The organism is Colwellia sp. BRX10-9, from assembly GCF_014077405.1.
In the GTDB taxonomy this organism is placed as follows: domain Bacteria; phylum Pseudomonadota; class Gammaproteobacteria; order Enterobacterales; family Alteromonadaceae; genus Colwellia_A.
Map to the genome: position 1 here is coordinate 28,329 of NZ_JACGVV010000002.1, position 19,881 is coordinate 48,209.

The 19,881-nt window shown below is 36.3% G+C and carries 14 protein-coding genes; 5 read left to right on the forward strand and 9 right to left on the reverse strand.

The features are described from left to right. Positions 1-30: 30 nt before the first annotated feature. Positions 31-246 (reverse strand): cysteine-rich CWC family protein, encoded by a 216-nt coding sequence (locus H4J69_RS01485; protein ID WP_182244544.1) that lies wholly within the window; start codon positions 244-246, stop codon positions 31-33. 189 nt (positions 247-435) lie between these two features. Here H4J69_RS01485 and H4J69_RS01490 point away from each other — a divergent pair, with 189 nt between their 5' ends. Further along, the gene (locus tag H4J69_RS01490) at positions 436-3,432 is read left to right on the forward strand and encodes a DUF3857 domain-containing protein (protein WP_182244545.1); all 2,997 of its coding nucleotides are present in this window, start codon (positions 436-438) and stop codon (positions 3,430-3,432) included. Between the two features lie 26 nt (positions 3,433-3,458). Beyond that, positions 3,459-4,367, forward strand: coding sequence for a diguanylate cyclase (locus H4J69_RS01495; RefSeq protein ID WP_182244546.1), 909 nt, complete (start codon positions 3,459-3,461; stop codon positions 4,365-4,367). Between the two features lie 125 nt (positions 4,368-4,492). Here the strand turns inward: H4J69_RS01495 and H4J69_RS01500 are convergent, their stop codons facing one another. After that, entirely contained in the window at positions 4,493-5,677 is a 1,185-nt protein-coding gene (locus H4J69_RS01500; protein ID WP_259367692.1) for an NAD(P)/FAD-dependent oxidoreductase, read from the reverse strand. 245 nt (positions 5,678-5,922) lie between these two features. Here H4J69_RS01500 and H4J69_RS01505 point away from each other — a divergent pair, with 245 nt between their 5' ends. Both H4J69_RS01505 and H4J69_RS01510 read left to right on the forward strand, forming a co-directional pair. Further along, positions 5,923-7,428 carry a hypothetical protein gene (locus H4J69_RS01505; RefSeq protein WP_182244547.1) on the forward strand — a complete coding sequence of 502 codons (1,506 nt, stop codon included), beginning with the start codon at positions 5,923-5,925 and terminating at the stop codon, positions 7,426-7,428. After that, on the forward strand, positions 7,428-7,730 hold the full coding sequence (locus tag H4J69_RS01510; RefSeq protein WP_182215312.1) for a winged helix-turn-helix domain-containing protein: 303 nt from the start codon (positions 7,428-7,430) through the stop codon (positions 7,728-7,730). The genes H4J69_RS01505 and H4J69_RS01510 overlap by 1 nt, the downstream gene beginning before the upstream one ends. A gap of 74 nt (positions 7,731-7,804) precedes the next feature. Here H4J69_RS01510 and ftnA read toward each other — a convergent pair whose 3' ends face one another. The 5 genes from ftnA to H4J69_RS01535 all read right to left on the reverse strand — a co-directional run bounded on the left by ftnA (position 7,805) and on the right by H4J69_RS01535 (position 16,593). After that, positions 7,805-8,332, reverse strand: coding sequence for a non-heme ferritin (gene ftnA / locus H4J69_RS01515; RefSeq protein WP_182215314.1), 528 nt, complete (start codon positions 8,330-8,332; stop codon positions 7,805-7,807). A gap of 149 nt (positions 8,333-8,481) precedes the next feature. Next, the gene (locus H4J69_RS01520) at positions 8,482-8,955 is read right to left on the reverse strand and encodes a peroxiredoxin (protein ID WP_182242010.1); all 474 of its coding nucleotides are present in this window, start codon (positions 8,953-8,955) and stop codon (positions 8,482-8,484) included. 20 nt (positions 8,956-8,975) lie between these two features. Continuing rightward, positions 8,976-9,149 carry a hypothetical protein gene (locus tag H4J69_RS01525; protein WP_182215318.1) on the reverse strand — a complete coding sequence of 58 codons (174 nt, stop codon included), beginning with the start codon at positions 9,147-9,149 and terminating at the stop codon, positions 8,976-8,978. 111 nt (positions 9,150-9,260) lie between these two features. Beyond that, a complete protein-coding gene (locus tag H4J69_RS01530; RefSeq protein ID WP_182244548.1) occupies positions 9,261-11,207 on the reverse strand; it encodes a methyl-accepting chemotaxis protein in 1,947 nt (648 codons plus the stop codon). 808 nt (positions 11,208-12,015) lie between these two features. Next, positions 12,016-16,593: an EAL domain-containing protein gene (locus H4J69_RS01535; protein ID WP_182244549.1), complete on the reverse strand. Its 4,578-nt coding sequence runs from the start codon at positions 16,591-16,593 to the stop codon at positions 12,016-12,018. Between the two features lie 471 nt (positions 16,594-17,064). Here H4J69_RS01535 and H4J69_RS01540 point away from each other — a divergent pair, with 471 nt between their 5' ends. Beyond that, on the forward strand, positions 17,065-18,009 hold the full coding sequence (locus H4J69_RS01540; protein WP_182244550.1) for a DUF4382 domain-containing protein: 945 nt from the start codon (positions 17,065-17,067) through the stop codon (positions 18,007-18,009). A 365-nt stretch (positions 18,010-18,374) separates the two neighbouring features. On the opposite strand, the gene H4J69_RS01545 is transcribed toward H4J69_RS01540, so the two are convergent. Further along, positions 18,375-19,163: a class I SAM-dependent methyltransferase gene (locus H4J69_RS01545; protein ID WP_182215390.1), complete on the reverse strand. Its 789-nt coding sequence runs from the start codon at positions 19,161-19,163 to the stop codon at positions 18,375-18,377. A 5-nt stretch (positions 19,164-19,168) separates the two neighbouring features. After that, complete coding sequence (locus H4J69_RS01550) at positions 19,169-19,876, reverse strand: DNA-3-methyladenine glycosylase I (protein ID WP_182244551.1); 708 nt, start codon at positions 19,874-19,876, stop codon at positions 19,169-19,171. Positions 19,877-19,881 lie beyond the last annotated feature (5 nt).

Sequence of the window (19,881 nt, forward strand, 5' to 3'; positions counted from 1 at the left end):
ATTTAAAAGATTAGCGAGTTGAGAATTTCGTTAAAGTGCGGTGAAGTTATCTTTTTCAATTAAATTAAATTTTCTAATACATGCTTGGCAGATACAACTTTTACCCTTGGCTTTATCAGGAACTTGTTGAATTAAGGCTTTGGGCACTTTTTCTAAAGTGCACCAACATTGCTGAGGTGAATTGACATCACAACGATTTTTTTGTTGGCAAAGAGGGCAGTTGCTGGTCTCTATATTTATAGTCATAGATTATTTACGCTTGAATTGTAGGGCGACAGTGTAGCTCGACAAGCATAGCAAGAAAAACCTAAGCTGACTTTACTTTTATGGGTAGTGGAGTTTTTTGATTCGCATGGCTAATGTTGTTAAAAATGTTGCTTTATTGACCTCATTAAAGGCAAACTAGCTAGATAATAAAAACAAAAAGGATTTTTTTTGCGTATTTTCAATTCTTTACCCCCAATAAAAATATTTATCGTTAGTGCCTTATTACTCTTACTGAGCGGCTTAACGCACGGCGAAAAATATGATGACATTTATATTGAAGCAGCCCCTACTTGGGTTGAGTTTCGTGATATCACACTAACAAAAGACATTCCCGTAGACGAAATAACCGATGGTGTATTTTATCAATTACTGGATTCACAAAGGAAATTATCTGAAAAACAACAAAGTGCTTGGTATTCTCGCTATGTTCAAACAGTTGTAAACCAAGCTGGTGTTGATTATATCTCGCAAATAAATCTCGATTTTGACCCTACTTACCGAAAGCTGGTACTCAATACCTTGTTCGTTATTCGAGATGGGCAACGTATTGACAAATTGTCGAGTGCAAAGATTTCATTATTAAACCGAGAAACCGAATTAGAAAATCAAATTTACAATGGCTCCTTAACACTCAATATCCTTATTGACGATATTCAAGAGGGTGACACCCTTGATTATAGTTTTACGCGTTATGGCGACAACCCGGTTTATAAAGGTATTTTTGCTTATAGCCGAACACTGAGTTGGAGTGTGCCAGTACGAGATCAATTTGTTCGAGTGCTTTGGGGGAAAAGTAAGCCTTTATTTTCCAGCACGCGCAATGTGTCAGTGCCAATTACAGAAAAAAAGCTGGGTGAGTACACCGAATACCAAGTGCATATGCATAACGCTGAAACACTGTCATCAGCAAGCGAAGTGCCGGGTTGGTATGAACCTTATGGCTTAGTATCATTTAGTGAAAGTAAAAACTGGGGCGATGTTGCTGTCTGGGCTGAAACCTTATATCAACCGAGTGAACAACATAAAACGATTATTGAAATTGCTAATGAGCTTCAGCAAAAAAATAAAAGCCAAGCAGAGCAAATTGCAGCAGCATTAAAATATACGCAAGACAATATACGCTATGTTGGCTTAGAAATGGGGGTTAATTCCCATTTACCGACACCGGCCCATGAAACCTTAGCGTTGAAATATGGCGACTGTAAAGACAAAGCCTTATTGTTTATTACGCTGTTGAAGGCATTGGGCATTGATGCATATCCCGCCTTAGTTAATACCGAAGAAACTAAATTTCTTGTTGAACAACTCCCTGCGGTTAATTTGTTTGATCACGTTATTGTTACCTTAGAATTTAATGGTAAACGTATTTGGTTAGATCCGACGTTAAGTTATCAAGAAGGGCGTTTAGCGTATCTTTTTCAACCGGATTATGGATTTGCCTTGGTAGTTAAATCGGGAGAAACAGCATTAACATCAATGGCTAATAGTCAGTCAAATTCTTATACTCATGTTGAAGACCGTTATGTTATTGGCGAAAATGTAGAGCAAGCAGTGCCCTATTATATTGTCAGTGAATATTTAGGTGATACCGCGCAAACTAAGCACAGTCAAATTGAACAAGCGGGTAAAAAGAAACTTTCCACAGACTATGAAACCTTTTATCAAAGTACCTATCCTAAATTAACAGCCACTTCCGCCGTTGATATTACAACAGATTATTCAACAGGCGTGTTGAAATTAGCCGAAAGCTACACGATTAACGAATTTTGGAAAAAAGGAGAGGTTGATTATGAAAGAAGCTTCTATCCTACGGATATCAGAAATGCTGTTTATAAGCCCAAGCAAGTCGCAAGAGTAGCACCGCTGTGGTTCGCTTACCCAAATAATATTATTAATAAAATCACCTTAGAATTCGAAGAACAAAACTGGGAATTTGATGATGAAAGCTTCGTTGAAGACAACGACTTTTTCTTTTTTAAACGCGATGTTTCCTTTACCGATAATATCTTAAACTTAACCTTTGAATACCGCTCTAAGACTGATCATATTCCGGCAAATGAAGTGGAAAGTTATCTTGCTGCAAGAAAAACGTTAAGAAGTAAAGCTTACTATGGCATTACTAAATATGCGAAACAGACAACCAGTACGGTTGACGTTGACGATGAAGAAAGCCCTTTAGCGAGTTGGATGCTTATCGCAATGTGGACTTATGCTATCGGCTTGGTTGCTATTCTTGTTAGCTGGCGAATCGAGTCTAATAAACGACCGGTATTTGCTAATAGTCATTTTTTTCCTGTAGCATTAGTTAAATTTATTACCCTGTCATTTTTTACCTTTGGACTTTATAGTACCTATTGGATGTATCGAAATTGGCAGGTTATTAAGCAAAAACAGCAAAGCGATATCATGCCAATCGTACGAGGTTTCTTTTCTATCATTTGGTTCTATCCACTATTTTTAGCATTAAAAAATGACAGTATTGAACGTTTTGATAAAAACAAAGTGATGCTGCCTTTTATAGCGGTAATTTTTGCATTGGTATATTTAATACTCTCATTAGTGGGTAACTATACAGAGCAAAAGGTTTTGAATGTATTGATAATGCTATTACCTTTACTCTTCATTCCTTTTGTAAAATACATTAATAGTATTAACGATCGAAACAGTGAGGCCATTCAGTACAATTCAAGATGGAATATACACAGCATTGTTGCGATTATATTATGTTTACCACTGCTGAGTTTAACCGTCGCCCAAGAAACGCCTTTTTTGCCAAGTGATTCGGTTATTTCGCAAAATGAAATTATGCAACACGACATGAAATATCTTTATCGACAGAATGTTGTTGCTGCCGATGAAACGATCCATTATTTTTATAGTGATGCTTTTCTAACTATTCGTGATGACGGAAATGGCTTTACCGATAAAGAAGTTTTCTCTTATTGGCAAGATGACAATGATGGTTTCCAGCTTGAAAAAGTCCAATTTCATGAGATTAAAGACATCAGTGTTACTTATGGCAAAGCAACAGATGAAAATACCATAGTGACGGTTACTCGTCTTGATGACACTAATTTTAAACTGTTTGTTGCTTCGACAAATGCAGGCGATAAATTATTTGTCGATAAGTTAACAGCACTTTGGGAGTTATCTAAGATACGTTAGCGGTATCTTTGTTATGGGATAAGTAAATGATGGATATTTCAATTGAGAAGATAATCATTGAGTCTTTAGCATTAACTAAAGATGGAGTAGGAATTTTCAATAGAGATGATCGTCTCATTTATTGTAATGATGCTATTGGTCGATTATTTGGTATGTCTGCTAAAGAGGCGCTTAACAAAAGCTTTTCTGAGCTAAGTGCAGACTGCTTCAATAATTCAAAAGGGATTAATATTGAATTTACAACTTTAGAAGCTTGGTTATCTCATGCCTCAGCGAAGAGAAGAAGTTGTCCTTATCGAGCGTTTGAAGTCGATACCCAAGAAGGTAAGTGGTTTCTCGTTATCGAACAGATTGTTCACAATGATTACCTTTATATGTACATCACAGATATTACAGAAAAAAAGGCAAACGCGAGAGCGTTACAGCTTATGTCTGAACAATTTCAAAAGCTTGCTACTACCGACTCTCTTACCGGTATTTATAATCGCCGTTATTTCTATGAAAAAGCTGAGGCCGAGTTCAATCGAAGTAGCAGGAAAAACAAAATATTTTCAATAATGTTTTTGGACTTAGATAAGTTCAAGCATATTAATGATAAATTTGGTCATGCTGCCGGTGATGCATTTTTAAAGGGTTTTGCAGACAATGTTCAGACGCACCTCAGAAGCTATGATACTTTTGCTAGGGTGGGTGGGGAAGAATTTGCCATATTATTGCCTAATACCGACAAAAATAATGCCAGTATCATTGCCGAACGAATAAGAGCATCAATAGAAACCCTTATTATTCCTTTTGAAAATCAATCATTAAAGATCACAGTATCAGTGGGTGTGGTAGAAAATTCAAATGAGATCAAATCGATTGACCAAATAATGAATAATGCAGATAAACACTTATACCAAGCGAAATGTAATGGTCGTAACCAGATTTGTTAAGAAGGGAGTTAACAAAAATCTGCATATCTACTGATGAGTAGTGCTTTATAGGGCGTAGTTCTTAGTCGAGTCAGTAGACGTGAGAATAACAACTCGAATAGCGCAGACTAAGATACTATTATTTATTACACTACTGCCAAGCCGGTCGCCACTCCTTGAGCCCAGCACGCTTGAAAATTATAACCACCCAACCAACCCGTAACGTCAATCACTTCACCAATAAAATACAAATCATCGCTCTTTTTGGCGGCAAAAGATTTTGAAGATAATTCGTCGGTATCAACACCGCCAAGTGTAACTTCCGCTGTTCGATAACCTTCAGTGCCATTAGGCTTGATTTGCCATTGGTGAATAAAAGCATGAATGGCTTGAATTTCTGCATGGTTGAGTTGGTTAACCGCTTTGTCAGGAATGTCTTTGCTTTCAACTAAGCACTCAATGAACCTTTTTGGTAGTAAGGTCGCGAGCAAATTTTTAAGCGATTTTTGCGCTTGATGCTGGCGCCATTCAGCGATGATGTCATTTAAGCTGTGATCGGGTAACAAATTAATGGTTACTGCTTGACCCGCTTGCCAAAAAGAGGATATTTGCAAAATGGCGGGGCCAGACAAACCTCGATGGGTAAATAAAATATTTTCTTTAAAGGTTTCGCCGCTGTCACTAGCTACTTCGGTAAATATACTTATACCAGATAAACCATCAAAGCGGGTTTTATCGTGATCATGTAAAGTAAAAGGCACTAATGCCGCTGTTGTTGGTAATACATTCAAGCCAAACTGTTCTGCTATCCTATAGCCAATAGGACTTGCGACAAGCTTTGGCATTGTTAAACCACCAGAGGCGACCACTAATGATTTACAGCTATAACTCGCTTCTGTTGTTTGGACTTGGTAACCACTGTCAGTTTTAGTGACTGAAAGTACTTCATTACGCATTTTAACTTCAACGCCTGCCCAATCACATTCGGTCATCAAAACGTCAACAATATCTTTTGCACTGTCATCACAAAATAACTGCCCTAATGTTTTATGATGATAATTTACGCCATGGCGTTCAACAAGTTCAATGAAGTCTTGTGCTGAATAACGACTTAATGCTGATTTTATGAAGTGAGGATTTTGGCAAATATAGTGTTCAGCACCGGCATTTTCATTAGTGAAATTACAGCGTCCGCCACCACTGATCAGTATTTTACGGCCTGGTTTCTTGCCCATATCGACGACAACGACTTTTTTGCCTCGATAACCAGCTGTTGCGGCACACATCAATCCTGCAGCACCGGCACCAATAACTAACACGTCAATTTGCAAAGCATTTTCCTATGATTTTAAGTTTACTTTATTTCTTATAAATCATTATATCTTGAATAGTCGTGTTATTACACGAGATGTTGTTTAAACAAAAAGCCGCCAAGATAAAGAAATGCAAAGATTGTGTAAAGGTCAGAACTAATCAGCAGCACGTGACTCTATTGCCATTGAAACTGCCAAAATTTCATTGGCAATATTTAAACAGCTAATAAAGCGCAGACAACAATAAAGAGTTAGGTGAGTCAATGAATACTAAAAAGTACATACTTTGCATTAAAAGAATAAAGTTTTTAATGGTAACGACGGTAATATTAAGTCTTTCAGCCTGCGGTGGGTCTGATAGTGACTCTAATGCAGAAGGTTATGTGAAGCTATACAACACCACAAAGAATTCTCCTGCGATCTATTTAACGATAGATGAAGATTTTTCGACCAGTGACGATGACATTGAGTTTACTTATAACGGTGTCCCTTATGGCAGTGCATCAAACGCAAACATTGTAGATAATGGTTCTTACTTCTATGAGCTGGCGTGGCAAGATGGCGATAGTACAGACAGTAGCGACTTAACGGTCGTTTATACCGATAGTATAAAAATTAACAATGATGCGATTCAATTGATTGTTATCGGAGAAGATATTTTAGCGCCTTCAGTGACCACTTACGATATAGATATTATTGATGATGAAGATGATGATACCTACGATCGCTTCAATTTTAGAGTGCTGAACATGCATAACGATAGCGAAGGTATCGATGTCTATTTATCTAAAGCCGATGAAACCTTCAATGAAGCTAACTTTATTGGTAGCTACAGTTATCAAGAATTATCGGTTAATCAAAAATTTGACCAAGATGATTATATTTTTTATATCACGACACCAGGAAGCACTGAAGTTTTGTTTCAATCGAATGATATAAGCTTTTCATACAGTAGCCAATATATCATCGCAATACGTGAAAATGATGGTGTGGGAAGCTCACCATATATGCTTGATAAAATGTCTAATTCACTCATAGAATCATTTATTAATACCGACTCAGAAGCAAAACTTAATGCGTACAATGCGATTGGTAAGCATGACTTGCTACCTGATTATCAAGGTGAATTTTCCTTATATTTAAATGGTATAGACGACTCTCCAGAAATTGAAGCCTTATCGTTAGGTGTGTTAAGTCAGCCTATTGAACTTGCTAAAGGAGACTACAGTGTCGATTTGGTTGTCGGTGATGGAAATGAGGTATTGTTGAAAAACCATTTACTTTCTTTAGGAGAAAATAGCCATAAAACCGCTTTCTTTTATATTGATGAAGTGGCCGTCGATGACGATGGAGATGGTGATGTTGATGAAGACGGTGATGGTAATATTGATGAGATACAGCTAGATGTGCATTCGTTAGTCGTTAGCAATAGTAGTAGAACGAGTATTTATGATCATGAAATTAAAATGGTTAATCTTGTCGACAGTACTGAATTTGGTGCGTTTACTATTTATTTTGTCCGAAGTGATGAAACCATTGAAAGTGCTTTTTATAAAACAGCCGTTAGCTTTGCCAACAGCGAACTCGTGTATTTAAAAAATAATACCTACCAAGTTTATGTGGTTGCTCAAGACAACAGCAGTGAGATCATCTTAAATGCTTTTGAACTCATCCTAGATGAAGAATCGAAAGAGCAATTTATGGTTGTTGAAGTTGATGATACTGCTCCTACTGGTTATAAAGTGAGTTTGTTTGATCAAACAATATAATGTTGGTATCTGATAAAATTATAATCGCCGATGTAGAAATTTTTCCGGGTAGTCGAGAAGTTTATTGCTGCAACCAGTTGGTTACACTGACCGGATTAGAATTTAATTTATTGTGGTTGCTGATGAGTGATTTTCCTCAACTAGTTACCCGTGAAAGTATCGCTGAGCATATATTTAAGCGTAGCCTGGTCGAGTCTAATCGAAGTATTAATATGCATATTTCAACCATCAGGAAAAAGTTATTGGTGAACACTGACAAATCACGGATTAAAACTTTTCGTGGTGAAGGATATGTTTTTTAACGAATAATGAGAGGTTATTATTTAAAAAGGCTTCATATAGAAGCCTTTTTTATGCGGTATATTATTGATTGTGACTAAACGGGTGCGCCCGTCATGATACTTGTAGTACCTACTTTAGCCATTTCGGCTAAATCTTTATCAACAAAAAATAAAGCATGGCCGTCTTGACCTACTAAGTTAATTTTATCTAAGACACTTTTAAACAAAGTCTCCTCTTCATGTTGCTCAGCTACATACCATTGCAAGAAATTAAACGTTGAATAGTCTTGGTTAGTAAAGGCTTGATGCGCTAAAGAATTGATACGTTCGGTAATTGAACATTCATGTTCATAAGTTTTTTCGAAAACGTCAGCTAATGACTTATATTCGTGTGGCGGTGCATCTATGGTACCTATAATAGGTAATGCCCCTGTTTCACTGACATAAGTAAATAAGCGTGTCATGTGGTCCATTTCTTCTGCCGCATGTTTACGCATAAATATTGCTGCACCTTCAAAGCCTTTTTCTTCACACCAGGCACTCATTTGTAAGTACAAGTTGGAAGAGTAAAACTCTAAGTTGATCTGTTTATTTAGTTGTTTGACCATTTCAGGTTTTAACATGTTGGTACCTCATTAAAAAATATCAGTAAATTTTGCCTGTTCTATGGCTGGGACACAAGCTATAAAGTGTAACATTTTTGATTTTTAAGATTTAAAAGTCATAAAAAACAATATGATAAATAACACAAATCATTTTCATTACATCTTATCTATAGTGTTTTTAGAATAGATTCAGCGGTACTTACTTCAAATTCTTTAGGCTTTTCAACATGTAAATTCGTTACTGTACCGTTTTCAATGACCATAGCATAACGCTGAGAACGTAAACCACCAAATCCTGCGGTCTCCATACTTAAACCAAGTGCTTTAGTGTAACTGCCGTCGCCATCAGCAAGCATCATAATATTTTCAGCATTTTGTGCTTCGCCCCAAGCATTCATTACAAAAGCATCATTTACCGATAAACAGATAATGGCATCGACACCTTTAGCTTTTAATTCATCCGCTGATACCACATAGCCGGGTAAATGAGCGGCTGAACAAGTTGGGGTGAAAGCACCGGGAACGGCAAATAGCACCACTTTTTTGTTGGCAAAAAGCTCATCGGTATTATGGGTAATCATGTTGCCGTCTTTTAACTGTGACAATTCGCCTGAAGGCATGGGTTTATTTTCTTCAATCATAAAATTCTTCTCATTTAACGTTAACTATGTTGATGGGGTAAAGGCAGTATTATCGCTTTACATAAAAAATCTTTGCTGTTTGCAGAACGCGCACAGTCTTTACAAATAAAACATGGTTTATCAACAATACGAGCAAGTTCGTGAAGACTTTTTTCTATGTCTTTTTTTTTCCACTTACAAAGCGCCTTTGCCATAAACTATCCTAAAATGAATCTCATTACTTGTTTCATTTTAGGATATAGCGCACCGACATGCATCTATTTATCGTTAAAAACGGTTAAATTAATTAGCGGCATGATTAAGTGTTATGCGCTTTTATCGAGCGTTAAGCCAATATCGCTAACATGGTTATTCACATCAATTGAAATGATATTAGCAAGCTTTTGAGAGTTGCTCACTTCTTCATCAACATTACTCATCGCTTGCTCAAAAGCGATAAAATGTTGGCGTTGCAGCGTTATTTGCGTCAGAGAGTCTTGTGCGACCGTGGCGGATATTTTAGCCTGTCCGGTCACTTCTAACGCAGTTTCTTGTAATTGGTCAGCAATTGTTTTTTGATTGAGGGATGCTGTTTCTATATCAATAATTGTTTTTTCAATTGAATTACTGGCACTTTGCAGTTGGTCTAAGCGTTGTGATATCTGTTTAAGTGAATCTTGAGTTTTACCGGCTAGTTGCCTGACTTCATCGGCAACGACAGAAAAACCTCTGCCGTGTTCACCCGCTCTTGCGGCTTCAATTGCCGCGTTTAAAGCCAGTAGGTTAGTTTGGTCGGCAATGGCACTAATAACGTCAACAATAGAGGTAACACTATCAACAGATTGAAAGAGTGAGGTTATTGCGCTTTTACTTTGTTGTGCCGCGATGCTGGTTGAGTCGCTTGCGGCGAGCACTTGTGCAACTCGGCTTTGACTTGTTTCCATTGCCTGTTGAGTCGCTTGTGCGTTGTTTACAACCTGCTCGGACAACGTGTTTACCGTTTCAGTCGCTTGGCCTAATGCATTCATAATTTCACGAGCACCTTGCACATGCGTGCTGGTACTATTTGACGATTGATAAATGTTTTTAACTTGGCTTTCCATGGTTGTTAATGCTTTGGCGACCAAATCAAGCTGTTGTGCTTTTGCTTTATCATCTTGTGCAAGTTTGTTGACCATTTTATTAAAACTGGACGATATTTCTCCAAGCTCAGTTTCCGCCGAAATATCAGTAATGTTATCAACCTTTCCTTGTTCAACAAGTTGAACAAAGCCATTTCGTAATTTACGTAACGGATTTAAAATAACACTGCGTTGCAACCAGTAATTGGCGACTAAGAAACAGATTAAAAAGGATAGCAAACCAATAACTATTCGATAAAGTTGCTGATCCAACACTTGTTGTTTTTTTAGTATTTCTGTTTCAGCGATAAGAATAATATCTTCTAATGCAGTAACATTTTTCTTGAGTAGTGCTAAGCCAGCGGTGCGCTGATTCTGTGAATTTAGGGTGTTTTCAAACTCACTTTGATAACGATTAATGAGTGAATTGAGTTCATCAATCGCTTCTTCACTGATGTCTTCTTTGTCATCGTCATTGGAAAAAAAGTCATCTTCATCAGTATTACCGTCGCTTTCAAGGAAAATAGCCAATAAAGGATAATTTGTTAATTGTTGATGCCGTTGTGCTAATTCTTGTAAAGCATTTTTAAAGCCGGTATCGCTAATGTTTTGGCTAAGGAACAACTTTTCACGCGTGTTGATTAAATGGTTTAATGCGCGAGCAATATTGCTCACTGTTACTAAATAATTTATGCGCTGCTGTTCGTCTAGCGCCTCACTTTCAGAGGCATATTTTATCAGCGAGTGAGTAATAGCTACCATATTCTGTTCGCTGTTACGAAGCAAAGCGAGTGGGTTACCACTTAACTTACCCATGGCACGATACTTTGTTTCAATATTTTTATTAAGTTTGCCCGCTTCTTCAGTAATGTTATGGCTTAAGTTACCAATATCCAAGCTTGTTGATCGTGTAATTATTTCGTTGAGTTGCTCTTGTGCGGCATTAAGCATGCTGGCATCACCAGTTTGTAGATAGGTTGCAATGGTGCGATAAAACTTAACGGTGGTTAACGTTTTTAATGCATGATATTCAGCGTACTGGCCCCGACTTGATGTAAGAGAAGTTCCAACATGATACATAGTTGCAACGAATATAACGGCAAAAATACTAATGGCAATAACAGACAGTCGTGAAAAACTTGATACTCGCATAGTCAATCCTTGAAGGGTATTCACAGATAAATTAATGCCGATTCTTACTGATCTTTGTTGCGGTTTTATGACAAATGTTTACTGAACAAGTATGAAGTGTGTTGTGGTTAGATCTGATTGATTTTAACTCAAGAGGCTAAAATGTACCGCAAGCCCAGTGAAAAGTGTTTCGAGGGCTTGCGTAAATACAGCGTAGTCCGTTATTCATCTTAACGATTGTTTAAACGAGGGATACAAGGTTAATTGTTTTTAGGAATTGCCTGATTCACATAAACATCAAAACGATTTTTTTCATTTTTATACTGGTTGAAGGCGATTTAAGTGGCGGTTAAGCTTTTGTACTTTGTGGAAATTACCAATAATTCGAACATCAGCCGCTTTACGTTCTTGCATTTCTTCTAGTAACATAATTATTTTTGTCAGATAAAAAATCACTTCAAAGTTTGACTATTTATTTTCTACCACTCGTAAAAAAAACAATCTGAAAAGCTTTTTAAACACATGAATTTCGTATGATAGGTGAGTGAAGAACCTATGGTAAATTGAATTCTTTCGCACTGAGTTATATACGATTTTGGCCATAAATTTTTTCAAAAAAAAGCTAAGAATCAAAAGAAAACTATACAAAACAACTCGAACACTTATCAAAGAAACAAAAGCAGTTACTCATAAAGTTGAGCAGTTAGCCATATATGTGATTACAATCAAGTAGTTAAAGGAGGAGCGTCTGGTGTGCTCATATGCGTGAAAATCTGCTAATAAAGTGGGTGTCAGCTTTATTAAACGCAAGAGATCACGTTTAAAAAAATCACCTAGGTGATATATATTCAGGTTTATTCATTTCTAACAATGAAATAATTTGTTCACTGGATACGGGTTTACTGTAAAAATACCCTTGAATGTAATGACAATTTCTAGAAACCAGGAAGTCAATTTGTTCTTTGGTTTCAGCACCCTCAGCAACACAACTCATGCCTAATTTTTGTGCAAGGCTTATCGTCGCCTCTATTATCGCTTCGTCTGCGTTGTTTTCACCAATGTTAGAGATAAAGCTTCTGTCAATTTTTATAACATCTAACGGGAGTAATCTTAAGTAAGATAGAGACGAATAACCGGTGCCAAAATCATCAAGCGATAACTTGATACCTATAGCTTTTAGCTGATTCATTTTCTCAATCGCTTTTTCAGGTTCAGAGATAAATGCAGATTCAGTAACTTCTAGTTTTATTGCTGAGGTAGGTAAATCAAACTCATTTAATATTCTCGTAATAAAAGTGACAAGTTCTCCTTTACTAAAATGACTAGCAGAAATATTAATGGATAAATAAAAATCAGTTCGAAAGCTACGCCATACTATTAAGTCTTGTAATGCTGTCTTTAACGCCACTTCTGTCATCGAAATAATAAGATTTAAATCTTCGGCTAAAGGAATAAACTCCATGGGAGAAATCATGCCTTTGTCGGTAGGCCAGCGCATTAACATTTCTACGCCAACCGCTTTGCCATAATGTGCATCAACAATGGGTTGGTAATGATTGATAAATTGCTTCTGTTTTACGGCTTGTTTTAAATTTGCTTCAAGAGCAAGTCGTTTAGCTGCTGCTTCAGTCATTGATGGTTCAAAATATTGATAGATATTTCGACCATTTTGTTTCGCACAGTACATTGCAATATCGCTATTTCTTAGAAGTTCAGCTGAATCCATGCCATCTTCAGGGTAAATAGAAATACCAATACTTGAACCAATACAGACCATGGTATCTTGTAGTGTTATCGGTTGCTCAATGGTATCGATAATTTTTTGTGCAATTTGTGAAAGCTTATCTACTGATGAAAAGCTTTCTAGCAATACGACAAACTCATCACCCCCAAGTCTTGCCAGAGTATCTTCTTGGCGAAAGACTTTGGTTAATCGTTGTGTGATAACTTTCAATAATCGATCACCAACATCATGACCTAGCGTATCATTGACTTGTTTGAAACGGTCTAAGTCAATAAAAAATATAGCTAAAATATTTTTGTTTCTTGCTGATAATTCTATTGCATGATCAATCCGTTCAATGAGTAAACTCCGATTAGGTAGCCCCGTTAAGTGATCGTAATTAGCCATATAGCGTAGTTCGCTTTCAGCGAGCTTTTGAGCGGTAATATCGGTCATCACCATAATATAATGAAGACTGTCATTACTGTTTATACCAACATTAATTTTGACCAGTACATTATATTTATCTCCTGCTGCAGAAGTAACAAGCTCTTCTCCACGCCAATGATCATTTACACCTAAACTTAATGCTACATCGCTATAATATTTTATCTTTTTTCTGTCTATACCAATTAATGAATCATTAAAGGGCTGCTCTTCTTCCCAACCAAATATATTCCTCATTGCTTGATTTGAAGTCACCTTGGTAAAATCTTGATTAATAATTAAGACCCAATCTTTTGTATGTCTAAATGCTTCTCCGTAATATTGGGCACGTTCTTCATCAGCCTTAGATTGAGTGATATTGGTATAGGAACCCGTAACCCGTATAGGCTTTTTATTATCATCAATTTCTACAATTTTCCCTAAATCTTTATACCATCGCCATTCATTGTGTTCACCTTTTAATCTATAGGTAAAAGTAAAGGTTACATTAACATCAGCTTTATCAATAAATTGTTGCCAAGCAGCAAGAAAGGTTGCTTTATCATCTGGATGAATATCATTGATAAATACTTTTATAGGGAAGGTATAGGCATTTTCTATTAGGCTTACATTATGTTTAAAACGATTAGCAGAAAAACTATTCGTCTGAGCGTGCCAATCCCATACGTCACTGTTACTACCTTTTAATGCTAGCTGTAAACGGTTTTCTCTAAAGACAACTTGTTCATGAGCAGCCAACAAAGCATCACGTTGTTTACGTCTTTTATTTATCCAAAAACTGAATGCAGAGATAACTAAAATAAAATACAGAATATAGGCGGTAGGTGATGCCCAAGGTGCATAAGAAACGTTAAATTTAATATAAGTTAGTGGTGAATAATCGCCTGTAATAGGCGACTTAGCTCGAATAGCTAAAGTATGCTTCCCTGACTCTAAACTTGGAAAAATAATATGATTTTCATAGGTCGAAGGATAGTTCACAGTGCTGTTACTTGTTAAAGAATACTCAAACATTATGTCTTTAGATTTTGAAAAATCAAAGGTGGTAAAATCAACCCTAATGCCCACATCGTCATATTTAAGTTCTACTACCTTATTTGAGTTAAATATATAAGCATCTTCTAAATGCCGTGTGAGTAAATCAACTTTAGTGACAAAAACATTTTTATTTTTGGTCAGGCCTTTTTCTTTTAAGGCCAAAGGATCGAAAAAAGAAACGCCATTCACCGAACCGTAAACCAATTCATCGGTTGATGATTTTGCATGCGCGCCACCATTAAATTCCATACCTAAAAAGCCATGATGAATACCAAATTTTCTGATATGAAAAGAGCGTGTATCAATCGAATAAATACCATCATGAGTTGAGATCCAAAGGTCTCCTTGTGAGTCCTGCTGTAGACCATATAGATTGTTGTCTAGAATACTGTTTTGATTGTTGAAAGTATGAAGAACCTCCTGTGTTTCTAGGGAGATACCATAAATACCTTTTGATGTATGGGCTACCCATAGCAGAGATTTTTCAGCATCAACTACAAAACTATCAATAAAAGACCACTCAGTTTCGCTCATGTTGATATGTTCATATATTTTCTTAAACGTTTGATACTGAGTATTAAACATCCATAATGCTTTTGTTGTACTAAACCAAATTTCTTTATCCTGATTTGGTGATTTGAAAAAAAACCAAATATCTTTAATGCCAGCATCAGTCATTACTTTACTGAAATCAGTTGATTGACCAGATTCTTGATCAATCATAAGTAGTTGATCCGTTTGAGTGAACCAAAGGTATTTATCGGTAGTGAAATAAACGGGGTAATCAACAGTTAGCTTTTCTAAAAAACTTGCTTCAAAAGGTATTGGTATGATTGCTTTGCTTTTAATATCAAAAAGTCTTAATCCTACAGAAGTATTTAACCAAATAGTTTTATTGCTACCATAGTGTAATGAAACTATATTGCTTGCGGTAAATGTCGTCTTTGAGTTTTTCAGGGCGAAGAATTGTTCAACGTGTTGGGTGTTTCTATTCAGTAAATTTAAACCATTATCGGTTGAAATCCAGAATAAGTTATCATCGTTTTTATCAGGCAAAATGCCAGTAACATTATTACTGGTTAAGCTGTTGTCACGACCTTTGTAATAATCATAATTCTCAACTAAGCCTAAGTTAGGATTCCATTTTAACAAACCTTGGCTATTACTCACTAGCCAGTAGTAGCCATCTTGGTCGACAATTAATGACTTAACCGTATTATTCGCAAAAGAGGGAGCATATTCATCAAAACTGAATAAGAATTGTCCTTGCTGCGTAACAGCGTTATATCGATAAAGCCCATCCGTTGCACCAATAATTAATAGTTCCTTTTCTATAAAAAAATCCCACACCGATAGATGTTTAAAAATAGTTTGATAATGCGGTAATTCATTCTCTTCTCCCATTGCAAAAAGCGAGTCGATTTGTTGAATATTTAATGAGTAAACACCATCATTTGTTCCCAAAAACAAAGTCTGATTAAGAATACTTAAGGTATAAATTTTATTTGCTTGTATAGGCTTTAGATCAGCACTTTGCGCAGTTACCTTGGTGATTTGAGGTAATTTAGCTACTTGGCCTGTTGATAATTGATAAACAATAGTGCCTTCTTTACTGGCTATATATAGATAGTTGTTATGTAAAATAATTTGCTGTATTGCAGAATCACCTAGATACTTTTTTAAGTTAACAATTTGTTTATAAGCTTTAGTTTTAACATCAATTGTCGCTATGTATTTACTTGTCGCAACCCAAACGGTTTCATCTTTTTGTGGCAAGTAATCTATAACCCAATCATCAGGCTCCAATTGATTAGTATTTAAGAGCAAGTCAAACTCATTAGTGCTTTTATCAAAGCTATATAAACCTTTACCATAGAGCTGTAACCACATTAATCCATTCGCTGACTGGACTGTTTTTCCTGCACTATATTGTGAAAAATCGTTATCAGGTCCTTCTATTTTAGTGAAGGTATATCCGTCATATATTTCAAGGCCAGACTCTGTTGATATCCAAAGAAATCCATCATCATCCTGACTAATACTGTTAATAGATACTTGGGATAGCCCGTCCTTAACCGTAATTTGATCGAGTGTTATTTTGTTAAATTTTGCATAACTAATTATTGGACATAATAAAATAACGGCAACTATAAAATTGATTACATTAAAGTAACTTTTTTTAGGTTGAGTATATTTCAAATTAATACCACTACTTATTAGCTCTGAACAATAAAAGTAAGATAATACTTTTAGGTAAGTATAAACAACTATATGTTAGATTTAAAAATCCCACAACTTCCAGCACTTGTCTTTGTATATGTGTTTCATCATTAATTTATAAAATAACCACGTCGTTTACACTGTTGCCATGTAATATGAGTTTTACCTTTCGAGTATCTAGTAAACGGCATAGGGCCATTAATTTTTGTTGGTAACACTATATCTATCATGTTGTAAGTGATTACATTATAATCACTTGGTAATTGATAAATTGTCAAAAGACAATCGTGAAATTGAATCTATAATCGATTTCATTTTTTCTATAGAAAAAGTCTATCAGTGAGTTTTGTTAATATATTAATGAAACAACAAAGCACCAGCTTTGCATAGTATGACTTTACCTTAGACTTATTAATTTAATTAACTAAAGTAGCAATAAAGGTAAATATTATGTTTAACAAAAACTTTACAATTCCATTTTTATTCACCCCTATTATATTGGCAATTTCCGCTTGTGGGGGCAGTGATAATTCATCACCACAACCCTCTGAGCAAGCAAAATTTTCTTTAGGGATTAGTGATGCACCTATTGATGAGGCGGATTCAGTCTTTATTGAAATAGATGAAATTACTATTTCAGGGACAGAGTCTACAGTCATTACTGAATTTACTAATGACAATAATGAAATTGTAGAAACCATTAAAGTTAACTTACTTGATTTTCAGGGTACAGACCAACTTAAAATTGTTGATGAAGCTCAAGGTGTAACTATGGCCCCAGGCACCTATTCGATGGAATTACTGGTAGTCGATGCCGGCTCATATGTACTGCTTGAAAATGATGCGACCGAATACTCTATTAAAGTCCCTAGCTCTAGACTACGTTTAGGAGATTTTGAAATTGCGTCAACTTCTATCCAAGTCGGCGATACCCCAGCTTATACTATTGAATTTAGTTTACGCGAGTCATTAGTGATGCGCGGTAATGCACCCACAAAAAATGGTTTTATTATTAAACCTCATGGCGTTCACATTGTTAGTGAATATGGAACATTGAAGGGTAATGTTTCTGCTGATAATACTAATTTAGGTAGCTGTATCGTTTATCTATATGAAGGTGAACCAACCGAATTAGGTGATAGTTATGATGCAGATGATGAAACTTTCGTCGGTGATGCACCGACAGCGACGGCACCACTTATTTCAACACTAGTAGCCGTAGATGGAACTTACAGCATAGGGTTTGTTCCAACAGGAAGTTACACTGTTGCACTAATGTGTGGTACAAATATCGATGACAACATTCAATATAACGCCTTAACCATACCTTCTCCTGTTGGAAATTTAGCTACAGTAGGCATTATCAAAGGTGATGTTAAAACGGTCGACTTTTAAATAAACTGATATTAACCGATCATAAGGCCAGAAAGTTAAAAAGTGTTCACTATGAAGTTCTAAAATATATTAAAAAATGTCAGCAACTAGCGACTGCTGACTTAAAGAAAGCCAACCACTATCCTCAACAATGTGGACAGAGTGCTCATTTAGAGTGTTGGTTGAATATCAGAAATTATGATTGTTTTTCTAACTGATTTTACACTGAGAAATCATAAACTATAGATCTATAGATTGAACGAAAGGGTAAACCGTGTAGGTAATTACTTGGATGGGCTTGGAAGGAAGTTCGTTTACAATTTTAGCCCATACCATTTTGAAAGATTTTCAGCACTAGATAGGGAGTAAGTTGTAAACGAGTATCGCTAATTATTTTTTGGGATCGCTTGGTTGACATAAACATCAAAACGATTTTTTTTCATTTTTATACTGGTTGAAGGCGATTTGTTATTTAATGGTGGCGCATAGCTTGGACGTTTAACCACAACACGGTACTTTGCTAATTTCAATGCCGGTTCAAGCAAATCATCCGCATCTAAGTCTTCACCGACGAGTGATTGGAATACGCGCATTTCTTTTTTCACTGCGGCCGATTTTTCACGATGTGGATACATAGGGTCGAGATAAATAACATCAGGTTGTTGAGTGAATGACAACTCTTCAATCGTTGCCGCATGAACTAGTGACATACGACTGGCAATATCACTGACCTCACTGTTCAATTTAGCGCGCTCTAAGCCATTTTCTAGCAGTGCTGCGACAATAGGCATACGTTCTTTCATGGTTACTGTGCAACCTAAGGTTGCCAATACAAAAGAGTCTCGTCCTAAGCCTGCGGTAGCGTCTAGTACATGTGGAGTAAAACCATGTTTTAGTCCTATCGCTTTAGCTATATCTTGGCCGCGTCCACCACCAAATTTTCGTCGGTGGGCAACCGCGCCATCAACAAAGTCTACTTTAATACCACCGAGTTTAGGCTCATCAAGCTTGATCAGTTCTAATTCTTGAAAGTTGACTTGTAATAAAAACAGTAAGTTTGGATGCTTAGTAACTGAAGCGCTGTCACCGATATAGGCTAATTGCCATTTTTTAGCAATTTTTTTAGCTAAATCAACATCGGTTTTATCAAGGTACCCAACCGCTATTCTAGACATATCCATTAATCAAACTCTACTTGAACATTGTTATCGCCGGTTGCATAGGCAACTAAGCGGCTGAGTTGACTCAGTGATAAGTCACTTTCACTTTGCCATTGATTAAAAGCATTTTGAATGGCAACTAAGCTTTTTTTACTTTGCAGTCCGCCGTCAATAATTTTATTGGCACGGAAATAGGCTTCAATGTCACGGGTAAGTAAAAAGGTATCTTTACCGATAGCACGTAAAGCGTAGGGGCCAGTATTGCCCCCTAAACGTTGACCTTTTTTCTTTAAGTAATCCCATAAACCTATCATGTCATTGCTTGGCCATGCCGCAATAAATTTAGCAAAACTATCGTGCTGGCTATTATCGCTATGTATTTCATCAAACATCATATGGGCATTAGCTTGAATAGTTTTTACTTTATTAAAGTTGCGAATAATTCGCGCATCCGCCGCTTTACGTTCTTGCATTTCCTCGGGCATCATTAAGACTTTAGCGAGATCAAAATTAAAAAACATTTCTTCAAAGTTTGGCCATTTATTTTCTACTACACGCCAGACAAAACCACTTTGAAAGATCTTTTTGCTAAAGGCCGATAAAATTCTATCGTCTCCTAACTTGGCAACTAAATGATCTTTTTGGTTATCACCTAATAAGAGGTTGAGTATAGCCGCACCACCTTTACGTTCGGCGGCGCGTTGATAAAGTGAGTCAAATTTTTCCATTATTT

Bases quoted from the DNA above. Each gene is read 5' to 3' on its own strand.
- H4J69_RS01495 (WP_182244546.1), top strand. From the start codon at position 3,459: ATGATGGATATTTCAATTGAGAAGATAATCATTGAGTCTTTAGCATTA.
- H4J69_RS01520 (WP_182242010.1), bottom strand. From the start codon at position 8,955: ATGATTGAAGAAAATAAACCCATGCCTTCAGGCGAATTGTCACAGTTA.
- ftnA (WP_182215314.1), bottom strand. From the start codon at position 8,332: ATGTTAAAACCTGAAATGGTCAAACAACTAAATAAACAGATCAACTTA.
- H4J69_RS01550 (WP_182244551.1), bottom strand. From the start codon at position 19,876: ATGGAAAAATTTGACTCACTTTATCAACGCGCCGCCGAACGTAAAGGT.
- H4J69_RS01540 (WP_182244550.1), top strand. From the start codon at position 17,065: ATGTTTAACAAAAACTTTACAATTCCATTTTTATTCACCCCTATTATA.
- H4J69_RS01545 (WP_182215390.1), bottom strand. From the start codon at position 19,163: ATGTCTAGAATAGCGGTTGGGTACCTTGATAAAACCGATGTTGATTTA.
- H4J69_RS01510 (WP_182215312.1), top strand. From the start codon at position 7,428: ATGTTGGTATCTGATAAAATTATAATCGCCGATGTAGAAATTTTTCCG.
- H4J69_RS01530 (WP_182244548.1), bottom strand. From the start codon at position 11,207: ATGCGAGTATCAAGTTTTTCACGACTGTCTGTTATTGCCATTAGTATT.
- H4J69_RS01505 (WP_182244547.1), top strand. From the start codon at position 5,923: ATGAATACTAAAAAGTACATACTTTGCATTAAAAGAATAAAGTTTTTA.
- H4J69_RS01485 (WP_182244544.1), bottom strand. From the start codon at position 246: ATGACTATAAATATAGAGACCAGCAACTGCCCTCTTTGCCAACAAAAA.
- H4J69_RS01525 (WP_182215318.1), bottom strand. From the start codon at position 9,149: ATGGCAAAGGCGCTTTGTAAGTGGAAAAAAAAAGACATAGAAAAAAGT.